General features: G+C 48.8%; 15 protein-coding genes. 7 read left to right on the top strand and 8 right to left on the bottom strand.

Annotated elements, in window-relative coordinates:
- Positions 1–172: 172 nt before the first annotated feature.
- Entirely contained in the window at positions 173–1,078 is a 906-nt protein-coding gene (locus ACXYMU_RS02170) for an SDR family oxidoreductase (RefSeq protein WP_458984700.1), read from the bottom strand.
- Between the two features lie 6 nt (positions 1,079–1,084).
- A complete protein-coding gene (locus tag ACXYMU_RS02165; RefSeq protein WP_458984699.1) occupies positions 1,085–1,732 on the bottom strand; it encodes a peptidylprolyl isomerase in 648 nt (215 codons plus the stop codon).
- A 439-nt stretch (positions 1,733–2,171) separates the two neighbouring features.
- On the opposite strand from ACXYMU_RS02165, the gene ACXYMU_RS02160 reads away from it, so the two are divergent.
- The 5 genes from ACXYMU_RS02160 (at position 2,172) to ACXYMU_RS02140 (ending at position 5,988) form a co-directional block, all read left to right on the top strand.
- Positions 2,172–3,725, top strand: a complete 1,554-nt coding sequence (locus tag ACXYMU_RS02160) for an alanine/glycine:cation symporter family protein (protein ID WP_458984698.1) — start codon at positions 2,172–2,174, stop codon at positions 3,723–3,725.
- A 301-nt stretch (positions 3,726–4,026) separates the two neighbouring features.
- A complete protein-coding gene (locus ACXYMU_RS02155) occupies positions 4,027–4,557 on the top strand; it encodes a hypothetical protein (RefSeq protein WP_458984697.1) in 531 nt (176 codons plus the stop codon).
- Between the two features lie 140 nt (positions 4,558–4,697).
- Positions 4,698–5,198: a hypothetical protein gene (locus tag ACXYMU_RS02150; RefSeq protein WP_458984696.1), complete on the top strand. Its 501-nt coding sequence runs from the start codon at positions 4,698–4,700 to the stop codon at positions 5,196–5,198.
- Between the two features lie 245 nt (positions 5,199–5,443).
- Complete coding sequence (locus ACXYMU_RS02145) at positions 5,444–5,686, top strand: hypothetical protein (RefSeq protein ID WP_458984695.1); 243 nt, start codon at positions 5,444–5,446, stop codon at positions 5,684–5,686.
- Entirely contained in the window at positions 5,677–5,988 is a 312-nt protein-coding gene (locus ACXYMU_RS02140) for a type II toxin-antitoxin system RelE/ParE family toxin (RefSeq protein WP_458984694.1), read from the top strand. Before ACXYMU_RS02145 ends, ACXYMU_RS02140 begins: the two co-directional genes overlap by 10 nt.
- A 195-nt stretch (positions 5,989–6,183) precedes the next feature.
- Here the strand turns inward: ACXYMU_RS02140 and hemC are convergent, their stop codons facing one another.
- The 6 genes from hemC to ACXYMU_RS02110 all read right to left on the bottom strand — a co-directional run bounded on the left by hemC (position 6,184) and on the right by ACXYMU_RS02110 (position 10,920).
- The gene (gene hemC, locus ACXYMU_RS02135; RefSeq protein ID WP_458984693.1) at positions 6,184–7,137 is read right to left on the bottom strand and encodes a hydroxymethylbilane synthase; all 954 of its coding nucleotides are present in this window, start codon (positions 7,135–7,137) and stop codon (positions 6,184–6,186) included.
- Positions 7,138–7,508: 371 nt separating this feature from the next.
- Entirely contained in the window at positions 7,509–8,633 is a 1,125-nt protein-coding gene (locus ACXYMU_RS02130) for a DNA polymerase III subunit (RefSeq protein ID WP_458984692.1), read from the bottom strand.
- Between the two features lie 172 nt (positions 8,634–8,805).
- The gene (locus ACXYMU_RS02125) at positions 8,806–9,999 is read right to left on the bottom strand and encodes a GlmU family protein (protein ID WP_458984691.1); all 1,194 of its coding nucleotides are present in this window, start codon (positions 9,997–9,999) and stop codon (positions 8,806–8,808) included.
- A gap of 68 nt (positions 10,000–10,067) precedes the next feature.
- On the bottom strand, positions 10,068–10,277 hold the full coding sequence (locus ACXYMU_RS02120; protein ID WP_458984690.1) for a hypothetical protein: 210 nt from the start codon (positions 10,275–10,277) through the stop codon (positions 10,068–10,070).
- A 75-nt stretch (positions 10,278–10,352) separates the two neighbouring features.
- The gene (locus tag ACXYMU_RS02115; RefSeq protein WP_458984689.1) at positions 10,353–10,508 is read right to left on the bottom strand and encodes a hypothetical protein; all 156 of its coding nucleotides are present in this window, start codon (positions 10,506–10,508) and stop codon (positions 10,353–10,355) included.
- Between the two features lie 166 nt (positions 10,509–10,674).
- Complete coding sequence (locus ACXYMU_RS02110; RefSeq protein ID WP_458984688.1) at positions 10,675–10,920, bottom strand: type B 50S ribosomal protein L31; 246 nt, start codon at positions 10,918–10,920, stop codon at positions 10,675–10,677.
- 183 nt (positions 10,921–11,103) lie between these two features.
- On the opposite strand from ACXYMU_RS02110, the gene ACXYMU_RS02105 reads away from it, so the two are divergent.
- Both ACXYMU_RS02105 and ACXYMU_RS02100 read left to right on the top strand, forming a co-directional pair.
- Positions 11,104–11,619 carry a phosphoribosyltransferase family protein gene (locus tag ACXYMU_RS02105; RefSeq protein WP_458984687.1) on the top strand — a complete coding sequence of 172 codons (516 nt, stop codon included), beginning with the start codon at positions 11,104–11,106 and terminating at the stop codon, positions 11,617–11,619.
- A 64-nt stretch (positions 11,620–11,683) separates the two neighbouring features.
- Positions 11,684–12,262 carry a non-canonical purine NTP diphosphatase gene (locus tag ACXYMU_RS02100; RefSeq protein WP_458984686.1) on the top strand — a complete coding sequence of 193 codons (579 nt, stop codon included), beginning with the start codon at positions 11,684–11,686 and terminating at the stop codon, positions 12,260–12,262.
- Positions 12,263–12,318: the final 56 nt, after the last annotated feature.

Here is a 12,318-nt window from a genome sequence, read left to right as displayed (position 1 = left end):
AGGTAGAAGTGTTAGTTTTGTTAAGGTTGATTTGTATTCTGTGTTATCAGGCTGGAATTAAAGGATACAATATAGAGAAAGCATCCGATAGCACCATTAAAAATCGAATATTTTAATATAATTGGTGGGCAGTATACCTATTCCCAGCGAACTAGCTCGGCAGGATGGTTTGCTAGCGGCTGGCTTGCGCTGCTACCAGCTGGATGCCTTGCATGAACGTATGCGGCCGGTAACCCAGCACTTCCTCGGCCTTCTGGATAACAAAGCCGGTGCGGGGCGGCCGCTTGGCGGGTTGCGAGAACGTGTTGCCGTCCACCTTGTCGATCAGGGATTTATCCAGGGCGAAGTAGTCGGCTACCTGCAGGGCCATCTCGTAGGGCGTCATCATCTCGCTGCCGGAGATATGAAAAATTCCCGTTGCATCTTTATCGGCCACCAGCCAGCAGCCCATGGCCAGGTCTTCGGCCAGCGTGGGGGTACGGTACTGATCATTCACGACCTTGATCACCTTACCGGCCACTAGGTTGTTGCGCACCCACAGCACGATGTTGGTGCGGCCGTAGTCGTGGGCCACGCCATACACCAGCACGGTACGCACAATGGCCCATGGGCACTTGGCCTGCTTCACCAGTTCTTCGGCCTGCAGCTTGGTTTTGCCATAGAAGTTAACGGGGTTTCCTGTCGCCCCCTCTCCATAAGGGCCATTCTCCCCATCAAAGATAAAGTCTGTGGAGACGTGGATGAGGTGCACCCCATACTTCTCGCAGGCCTTTACCAAGTACTGCACCGCATCGCGGTTCAGCAGCAGCGCACCGATGTGGTCATGCTCGCACTGGTCCACGTTGGTCATGGCGGCGGTATGGATGAGGTGGGTCGGTTGAAACGCGCGCACTACCCGCTCAATCTCAGCGGGCTTTGTCACGTCCAGGAACTCAAACAGCAGATCGGGCAGCACACCGGCCAGTTTGTTCTCGCCACGGCTGGTGGCCAGCACTTCCACGCCCTGGCGCGGAAGCAGTAATTCGGCTAGTTTCTGGCCCAGCAACCCGTTAGAGCCCGTAATCAGGATTCGCTTCATACCGGCTTATTTCGCTAGTGCCTGCGTGTTGTAATCGTAGTCGTATTTCTTCGCGATCTTCTTGCGCTTCACGTTTTCCACCTCTACCTTCATCTTGATGTCCTTTAGCGGGCGGTCGCGTCCGTCTTTGGGCTGCTCCGCAATTTTGTCGATCACATCCAGGCCATCCACCACTTGCCCGAACACCGTGTATACCTCATCCAGCATAGGCGTACCATCATGGTTCTCCACAATGTAAAACTGTGAGCCACTGGAGGCGCGCTGCGGGTTGGCGAAGTCGCCCTGTCGGGCAGCAGCCACAGCGCCGCGTACATGCTTGTGGCTTGGGTTAATTTCAGCGGGCACGGTATAACCGGGGTTTCCGGTACCGTCGTTGCGCGGGTCATCGTCTTTGGTGTTCGGGTCTCCCCCCTGTATCATAAAGCCGTCGATGACGCGGTGGAAGGTTGTTCCGTCATAAAATCCCTCCTCGGCCAGTTTCAGGAAGTTTGCCCGGTGCTGCGGCGTGTCCTCAAACAGCACCAGTTTTATCTCGCCCTGCGGCGTCTCGATGGTAACCAGTTTGTCTTTTCCTTTCGGTTTCTGGGCCAGCGTGATGGCAGGCAGCAGGATCACCAACGCAGCCATCCCGGCAATACTTTTCAGCAGTTTCATTCTCTAATAATCAGTTTAAGGCAGCAGGCTCACGCCTGTGCATGGTTAACAGGTTTTCAAATTTAAGCCTTTTTAGCTCTCAGATACATTTTTTCATCATTTTCTGTTTCCCATACCCGCCATACCTAAAGGCATGCCACCACCCAAGTAACCCGACCCGAATATATCATATTCAGCGTGCAGGCGGCAAGTATGCATTCGATATAAAAAGCTGTTTATCAATAAGAAGAAAAGCAAATTAAGCTCTCAAAAACCACACATAGGCAAGATCGGAGCAATTAAATCCTATTTCCATACCCCAGCCATACAACTTGGCTGTCGCTTTTTTGTGATATATGGGCCATGCCTTGCATTATATAATGTAAAACAGGTATATTTTTCATATTCGCCTCAAAAGTTGCTAACTTTAAGATACTCACAAACCAAATAAATCTACCACATGAAGAGAATCATACTGTTTACAGTACTTTCCTTAGCCATTTTTAACCCCACTTTCGCACAAACCCCGGCAGCACAAGAACTCTCTGTTGATGAGAAAATAGACGCTGCCATCGCCCCTACCGCCACTTTCATCTCCGACATTATATTTTATGAAGTTTCCATTGTAGGCGTGGGCATCCCGCTAATCCTGGTATGGCTGTTGGCTGGTGCTATTTTCTTCACCTTCTACCTTGGCTTTATCAATTTCAGGGGCTTTAAGTATGCCATTGATATTGTGCGCGGCAAGTATAACCAACCCGGCGCTCCCGGCGAGGTGTCTCATTTCCAGGCCCTGACGGCCGCTGTATCTGGTACCGTCGGCCTAGGTAACATTGCCGGTGTGGCCATCGCGATCTCGCTCGGTGGCCCCGGTGCCACGTTCTGGATGATCATGGCGGGCCTGCTGGGTATGTCCTCTAAGTTTGTGTCGTGTACGCTGGGCGTAAAGTACCGCGACGAGCACGCCGACGGCACCGTGTCGGGCGGACCGATGCACTATTTGAGCAAAGGCCTTGGCGAAAAAGGCATGGCCAAATTGGGCAAGTTCCTGGCGGCTTTCTTTGCCCTGATGTGTATTGGCGGCTCACTGGGCGCCGGTAACATGTTTCAGATCAACCAGGCAACGCAGCAGTTTGTAGCCGTAACGGGTGGCGAGGCCTCTTTCTTTGCTGCCGGTAACGCCTGGATCTTCGGCCTTATCATGTCGGTGCTGGTCGGGCTCGTGATTATTGGAGGTATGAAAAGCATTGCACAGGTAACCGAGAAAGTGGTGCCGCTTATGTGCGGCATTTATATTCTGGCTGCCATTGTGGTATTGGGCGCTAACATCACGGCCATACCTGCTGCCTTTGCGGCTATTTTTGAAGGCGCTTTCACGGCTAGCGCTGTGGGCGGTGGCTTGGTGGGCGTCATGATTCAGGGCTTGCGCCGTGGTCTGTTCTCGAACGAGGCCGGTATAGGCTCTGCCTCCATTGCGCACTCCGCCGTGAAGACCAACGTGCCGGTAACCGAAGGCTTCGTTGCCTCCCTCGAGCCGTTCATCGACACTGTGATCGTGTGTACCATGACAGCGCTCGTGATTGTGGTGACAGGCTCTTACAAGATGGACATCGGAGACGGTATCGCCCTGACATCGGCTTCCTTTGCCACCGTGATCAGTTGGTTCCCGATGGTGCTGGCAGGTGCTGTTATCCTGTTTGCCTTCTCTACCATGATCACCTGGTCTTACTACGGCCTGAAGTCGTGGACCTACCTGTTTGGCAACAACAAAGCCGCTGACGTGAGCTTTAAGGTGCTCTTCTGCATCTTCATTGTGTTGGGTGCCCCAATGAAGCTGAACAGCGTGGTGGCCTTCTCTGATGCCATGCTGTTTGCCATGAGCATCCCGAACATGGTCGGCCTATATATCTTGGCCCCAACCGTGAAGCGCGAGATGCAAGCCTTCCTGGCCTACGCCCGCTCGTCTAAAAAGCAGCCCTTGACGGAGGAAGCTGTTGAGGCGGCACAGGTATAGGTTTTAAAACAAGAGGCGAGGCTAAACAAGAAAGCATTCCGCTTTATATATGATAAACGAATTTTAGCAGAAGAACTAGCAAATGCTGGTTCTTCTGCTTTTTTTATGACTAATTTAAGACAGGTTTTATAACTTACTTAAGGAGTAGTATTGTACGCTGGTGAAATGACCTTAAGTTTAATCATGCTCGTCAAAAAAAGAGAAAGATAGCTACACACATAGTGCAGATAAACGGAATAGACTCATGCTATACATAAGTTGTGGTGCATTTGGGAAAAACATTACGAAAAGAAAAAATTAAGTGAAAGCTGAAATAATAAATCAACCTTACTCTGGCGAATTTGAAGAACGAATTTATGACGTTGAAAGCGTGTGGAATTCGCAATCTTGGACTTGGATAAAGTTTACAAATGATAACGGAGTTGAAAAAGTTGGACAATTTCGCGGATTTCCAAAAGAAGTAAAAGTATCTGACCAGAAAAATGAAGTTATTGTTTTGACTTCTGACTGTGTATTTCGATTAGACACTAACGAATTGAACATTATAGAATCGGAAAATCAAGTTGATTATGGGAATTTAGAAGTAACACCAAACGGAACATTTATTTTTTCCGAGTTTAGTGATGTTTATAAAATGGAAAATTCGCTTTCTGATATGCAAATAATCAAAAGCCCATTTGAAATGGACATGATAGAATTTAAAGAATGGAATGGAAATATTTTGGAATTTGAATGTGACGAAATGGGAAGATGGGAAAGGCACGAAATTATGGAATTGGATACAATAGAATGGACAATAAAAATTAAAAAAACGCACCACAACAATGTATAACCGCAATTACGGCGGATTCGACTGCGTCCGAATCCACTCGAAATTGCTAAAGTCTGTGCCAAACCGAAAATTAACGCATATTAACCCGTATTTGACGGTTATACGAGACCGTTAAAAGCTAAACAGAATCAAAAAAAACAATGAGAGTTCTAACGCTGCTTTTACTTGCTTTTTGCTTTGGCTGCCAAGACAAAGCAAACCCCAGGTTCCCTGATATAAAAGTAGCGATTAATGATACAAGCGAAATTGCCATTTCAGACTCCATCTACTTTATCACCGCCGATACCCTTCCTAATAAAGTTACGGTTGTCTCTGAAGTTTCAGACGCGAACATGTTCTATGCAGTAAACAACGCTGCATCTACAATGAGCACAAACGAATCCATCACTCTCCAAAGGCAGGATACGGTCTTTCAATTCTACCTTACCAAGAGGGGTTACGATAATTCAAACCTCAAAACGGTCCTTATACAGGCGCATTCAAAAAAGTACTTAGCCGGAGTAAAAGTTAGCACTCCCGTTTCTGATGCAAACCTTAACATTAGTATGAATGACAAAACCAGAGGAATAATGGAGGTTGAAATCTTTAGTATTACCGGACAAAAGCTGCTTCAGCGCAACCACCTGAAAAATGCCGATTAGTTTAGTATAAACTATGCCCTGCCCGAATATCCCAAGGGAATGTACCTTGTTTCTGCCACTTATGGGAAAGATCAAAAGATGTATAAACTCATAAAAGAATAAACACTTATACCCAAGCTGCGCGCAATTTTAGCATCGCTTTCCTCGCCTCAAGTGCAAGTCGCTGTTGGGCGAAAGGCGGAATCAATCAAATGCAGTTATCGTAATCTATAGCTATAGTACCTTTATATAAAGAACCCTACAAAATGGACATACAAGAAAGGAAAATACATTTTGTGCAAGAATTCTTGCGGCTCAACAATGAGGAAATCATCTCCAAATTTGAACAAATACTGGATTCAGAGAAAAAGAAGCTGTATTCTGAAAGTATTTCTCCAATGTCGCTTACTGATTTCAATCGGATTATTGAGAACTCAGAAGATGACGCTGCAAACGGAAGAGTGAAAGGAATCCAGGAACTGGACAAGGACATTGATACATGGACTTGAAGGTAGTATGGACCAACACAGCAAGTGCCCAGTTAGAAGGCGTATTCGATTTTTATAAAACAACAGCAAGTCTCACAGTTGCCAGAAAGATAGTTAAAAGCCTTGTACAAAAAACAGCTTCCTTAGCTCAGCAACCAAGGAAAGGGCAGCGTGAAGTACTTTTAGCTGATAGGCAAAAAGAGTACAGGTATCTTGTAGAAGGTAATTACAAGATAATCTATTGGATTGATACAGTTACTGTTTATGTTGCTGCCGTTTTTGACACGCGGCAAAATCCTGATAAAATCACAGAAGCCGAGTAAAAAAATGCTTCGCCCAGCCAAAAACAGCTTTACTCCTCACTATGCATCAGCTTTCGCCAGTACAAACCCTCTGCTACAAAAACCAACGTTCACATAAGTATCATTTGACCATTTAACAGCTTCCCGATTTACATATAATCAGAAATAGCCGCTAAGTTTAGCGGCTATTTCTGATACAACGGGTATAGGTATGGCTTAAGCTTCGTCGCGCTGCGCTTTGATGCTTTTCAGGATTGCATCGCCGCCCTGGCCCAGTATAGTATGTGCTAACTGCACTCCCAACTGCTCAGCCTGCTCTGGGCTTCCTGTCATGGTTTCCTGCAGCAGTGTTTGCCCGTCGAGGCTGATGAGGCCGCCGGTAATGCTTATGCCTTCTTCCACGAGCGTGGCAAGTGCAAAGGAGGGGATGCTGCAACCGCCTTCCATGGTGCGCAGGAAGCCGCGCTCTGCCAGCAGGCAGGTATGGGTATCGGTATGGTTAAGGGCCTGCTTGATAGCGTTCTTCAGCTCAGGCTCTAGATTGCGGGCGCACTCAATAGCCACGCTGCCCTGCCCTGCGGCTGGCACAAACTCATACTCCGGAAAGGTGTGCACGATCAGGTGGTCGTAGCCCATGCGCACCACACCGGCATAGGCCAACATTAGGGCATCAAACTGCTTTTCCTCCAGCTTGCGCAAACGCGTCTGCAGGTTCCCCCGCGACTCAGCGGTTGTAACGCCGGAGTAGTATTTTTTAAGCAAGGCCCTGCGGCGGGTAGAGGAGGTCCCGATGATGGCAGTGCTGTCGCGCTCCAGTTTAAAGCCCGGGTCGAAGCTCAAGATCACGTCGTTCACCTGCTCGCGCTCCATAAAGGCCACCAACTCCAGATCGGCAGGTATGGACGACTGCACATCTTTGGCGCTATGAACCGCAATCTCCACCTGGCCTTCGCGCAGGCTTACTTCCAGCTCCTCGGTAAACACGCCCTTGGAGCCGATCTTTGCCAACGACTTGTCCAGTATCTGGTCGCCTTTGGTGCTGATGATAACCAACTCCGTTTTCAGGCCCGCCGCCTGCAACTTGGCTGCTGTTTCCTCGGCTTGCCAAAGCGCCAGTTTGCTGCCGCGTGTGCCAATGCGTATCGTTCTGTCTTTTATATCTTCTGCCATGAATTCTTAGTTTACTTGCCCTCTCGCAAAGTTATCATACCTCTCGTTATCATACCTCCTAAACCATTTACACAAGCAGGGCTGCTTTATTCTCTATTTACTGGCGCAAGTTTTCAAACGTGTGTCTAAAAATGATGTCGAGTTTGCAACTTGACTGGGCCAGAGGCCCAATTGTTCCTTACACTCGCGAGACGCAAGCGAAAGCAATGTTAGAATGGAATTCAAAGAGAATGCATAACATCTTTTGCTAAAGCCCTTTTTACGTTATTTCTCTCCGATGCCTGGATTTGATTGTTAAATTGTTGATTTGATCACACTTATAGTCACAACAATTTAACAATCAACCATTTAAAAATTAAGCCATTTAACAATCAACTCTTACGCAGGTAGCTGGCAATCTGGATAGAGGTATCCACAAACACCATTTTGGGGTTTGCATTGCGCTCTATATGGTAATGTGCCTGGTTCAGTTCCTCGGCCAACTGCCCGGCATTGTCTTCGGTAATTACTTTCGAGAACTTCTGCACAAAGTCCAGTTCGGCGGGCGGTAAGAATGATATGAGCGAACTGTCGATGCCATACAGCATCACTTTCCGGAAAAGGTTAAGCGCGTATAGCAGGAAGTTTTTCTGGTTCTCACGCCCCAGCGTCTGGAATTTGTCGCTCATGTCGATCAACCCACCAAACTTATAACTGTAGCAGTTGCGCATCCATTCAGTGAAGAACACAAAATAGTCGCTGCTGATCTCGGTGGTGAGGCGAGCGGCGGCATTCAGGTTGCCTTCAGCCAGTTGGGCAATCTGTGTCGCTGTGGTTTCTTCGGTATTGTAACGCTTCCGCAGGTAAGCCACTACCTCCTGCTCCGTAAAATTACGCACCTGCATGATCTGGGTGCGCGAGGTAATGGTTGCCAGTAGCTTCTCCGCCGACTGCGACACCAGCAGGAACAAGGTTTGGGCCGGCGGCTCCTCTAGCAGTTTCAGCAGCGCATTTGCCGCCGAGGGGTGCATCAGCTCCGGAAGCCAGATCACCACAATCTTATAGTCGCCCTCAAACGCCTTCAGCGAAACCAGCTTTACCAACTGGCGGCTTTCGTCTTTGGAGATGTTGCCCTGCTTGTTCTCAGCCCCGATGTGCTGCATCCACTCATTCAATCCCTGGTATGGGCTTGCCTGCACAAACTCGCGCCACTCCGCCATAAACTTGCTGCTTAGCGCATCTTTGCTCACCGATTTGGTGGTGGTTACGGGCATCACAAAGTTAAAGTCGGGGTGCACCAGCTTGTTCATCTTCACGCAGCTGTTACAGATGCCACAAGAATCATCGGGGCGCTTGTCCTCGCAGTTGATATAGGTGGCATATGCCAATGCCAGCGCCAGGTTCGCGCTTCCCTCCTGCCCCAGAAACAACTGGGCGTGCGCCACATGGTGCTGCTGCACCGATTTAAGGAGCAAGCTCTTCGTTTCCTGGTGACCTATGATGTTCGCGAACTGCACTTTTTTAATTACGAATTAATAATTACGAATTACGAATGGGGCAATTTGGATTGATAAGTTGTTTTATGGTTTAATTGCTACATGGTTGTTTTGATCTCACTTAAAATCCCAACAATTTAGCCGTCAAGCCATTTAACAATCAACAACTAACAATCAACTATCAGCTATCAGCCTACCAGATGCTGTTCTCCCTGGTTTGCTCGAAAACAGCCGAGAAGATATCTTTATCTACTTCCGTGAGTGGTATGTCGCGGCGGCCCATAACTATTTCGGCGACCTCCAGCGCTTTCTTTAACTGGAATACCTCAAACCCGGCGGCACCTCCCCAGCTAAACGAAGGAATGTAATTGCGCGGGAAACCTGCCCCAAAAATATTGGCGCTTACCCCTACCACGGTTCCGGTGTTAAACATGGTGTTGATGCCGCATTTGCTGTGGTCGCCCATAATGAGGCCGCAGAATTGCTGCCCGGTGCTCTTAAAGCCTCCCTTCGGGTAATTCCAGATTTTAACTTCTGCGTAGTTGTTCTTTAAGTTCGATGTGTTCGTATCAGCGCCCAGGTTACACCACTGGCCTATCACCGAATTGCCTAGGTAGCCTTCATGGCCCTTGTTGCTGTAGCTCATGATGACAGAGGCACTCACCTCGCCGCCCACTTTGGAGAAAGGCCCTATCGTTACGTCACCGCGCATTTTACCGCCCATGTTCACGTGGCTGCCTTCACCCAATGCAAAAGGCCCCCTGATCAGGGCGCCCTCATGCACCTGCGCGTCTTTACCGATGTAGATCGGTCCGTTTTCAGCGTTTAGCACAGCGGCTCTTATTTTAGCGCCTTCCTCAATAAATATATCCTCCTCGTTGTAGGTTTTGGTATGCTTATCGTCCAGGGGCTGGCTCTTGCGGTTTTTGGTCAGGATGTTGAAGTCGCTTCGGATCTGTTTTCCGTTCTGCAGGAAGATGTCCCAGGGGTTTCGGATGATGGTACAGGGGTCGCAATCGCCTTTGCGCGAGGCAACGTGCGCCATCAGCTCGTCTAGGGTATGCAGTTCCAGGCCAGCGCCATTCAGGGCCACAAGGGTATCGTTATGGAAGAGCGCCTCGCCAACTTTCAGCCCGCGAATCGTTTTCACCAAGTCCTCGTCGGGGCACACGGCGCCGTTTATATAGAGGCTGCTGTATGAAAAGTCCAACGCGAACTTAGGCTGCAGGTATGGCTGCGTCAGGCAAAAGACCGCCTCACCCATGTACCTGCTCCATTTTTCGGCAATGGTCAGGATACCTACCCGCAGCTCGGACACCGGCCTTGTAAACGTAAGCGGTAACAGATTGGGCCGGATGGCAGGATCGTCGAATAGAATGATATTCATAGTGCAAAAATAAAGAAGTATGCCCGAAATAATTCAGGAAGACCTGCTTAATTACGTGTAATCTTCAACTAATAGACCTGCAGCGGCATGGTGGTCTCTGAATCGTTAGCCGGGAGAGCCTTGTTCTGGCCAAAAGACGATTGCATGTAGTGGTATCCGCTGCTCATAAAAACTTGCTCTTTTTCGTTGCGCACTGCTGGTACTGCCTTCTTGATGACCAACCTGTTGGCCCGCACTGGTATGTCGTTCAGCGCCATTGTAAAGGTACTATCAAACACTTGTGTTGTGAGGCCGTTGGGGTTCTTCTTCTCTTTCCTCCGGGTGATTAACTGTAGCGTTACATCTTCCTCGCCTTATTGGCTGTAGGAGAAGTTCTGATCACGAAACACCTGGAAGGTGACTGCTTTATCGACAGGCCCCGGCTCAGGTATAACCTCTTTGGTTTTGCCGCAAGCCGTCAGGCAACTAACAGAAAGCAAGGCAGGCAGGCACGCAATTCTTCGCTTCATGGTCAGAGGGTTGATGAGCGGCCAGGTATGCGTTCCTTTGTTACGGAAATCGGGTCGCTCACAGACGGGTATAGACAAAGCTAGAAAATGGGCCAAAAATAAAGAAGTCTCCCCGATATTCTCAGGAAGACTTCTTATTTGAAACGTTTTAACCGGAAAAAACCGCTTATTTCTTTTGGTAACGCTGCTTAAACTTGTCGATACGGCCTGCAGTATCCACAAACAGGTTTTTACCAGTGTAGAAAGGATGCGAAGCAGAAGAAACCTCGACTTTGATTACCGGGTATTCTTTGCCGTCTTCCATCGTGATGGTCTCATCAGAGTTCATAGTAGAACGGGTGATGAACTTGTAGTCACTAGAAGTATCCTGAAAAACCACCTGTCTGTATTCTGGGTGAATGCCTTTTTTCATTATTATAAACGTTAATTAACCTTAATTCTCAATCGGACTGCAAATTTAACAAGTTTTCCGTAAAGTAAAACGCTAAGGCCCAAATTATTTTGCTAATTGCTTATTTCGGCGGCTGAAGCAAATATCTTCTTAAATTTGCCTTAACTAGCTAACTCCTTACGCTCAACCCATAGCCAGACACCTATGATACCATCGCCACAACTCAAAAACCAGATCCTGGACAAGGCACAGATCGAGCAGAAGCTCACGCGTATTGCCTACCAGGTATACGAGCAGAATTTTGAAGAGCAGGAGCTTGTGCTGGCAGGCATTTACCCGAACGGTTACCAGCTGGCCCAGGTACTCGCGCAGAAGCTGCAGGAGATTTCCTCGTTGCAGGTGCAGTTGCTGCGCGTTACGGTTAACAAAACCGCGCCTCTCCAAAATCCCATTGAGCTGGACCAGGAGCACCTCGCGCTCACCGACAAAGCCATTGTGCTGGTAGATGATGTATTGAACACAGGCAAAACGCTGGCTTATACCTTAAACACCTTTTTGCCGCATAGCCCCAAAAAAGTAGAGATAGCTACCTTGGTAGACCGGCACCACCCCTTTTACCCGGTCGCTGCCACCTATACCGGTTACTCGCTGGCCACCACCCTGAACGAGCACATCATAGTAGACCTGAGCGAAGCGGCCTACGGCGCTTACTTACTTTAAGTATCAAAAAGTATCAAATCGCTGCCTATACCGGCAAACAATACATCACCATAAATTCAAACACATGAAGCAACTCTGTTTTGCGACCAACAACAAACACAAAGTAGCTGAGGTAGGCCAGATGCTGGAAGGCAAGTATGAATTGCTGACGCTGCAGGATATTGGTTGCCACGAAGAGCTGGCCGAAGACCAGGACACGCTGGAGGGAAACTCGCACCAGAAAGCTGCTTATGTATGGCAACAGTACAAGGTGAGCTGCTTTGCCGACGACACAGGGTTAGAGGTAGAGGCCCTTGGAGGCGCTCCGGGTGTATACTCCGCACGGTATGCCGGCCCGCAGCGCTCCGACAGCGATAACATCCAGCACCTGCTGCAAAACCTGGCCCCGCACGCAAACCGCAAAGCTCGCTTCCGCACAAGCATTACCCTGATTTTAGAAGGCGAGGAGCACCAGTTTGAAGGCATTGTGGAGGGCACGATAAACACGGCGTGGAAAGGCGACAAGGGTTTTGGCTACGACCCGATCTTCACCCCGGATGGCTATGACCGCACATTTGCCGAAATGACCTCGGAGGAAAAGAACGCGATCAGTCACCGCGGACGGGCCGTCAGGCAGTTGGTGGACTTCCTGAGAACGTGCTAGCTTCTCGTTGATGTATAAATCTCCCCCTGGCTTGCGGTCTTGTTCTGCTTTATACC

Source organism: Pontibacter sp. CAU 1760 (assembly GCF_054482735.1).
The sequence above is the reverse complement of the archived record's forward strand: the minus strand, read 5'-3'. Positions and strand labels throughout refer to the sequence as shown.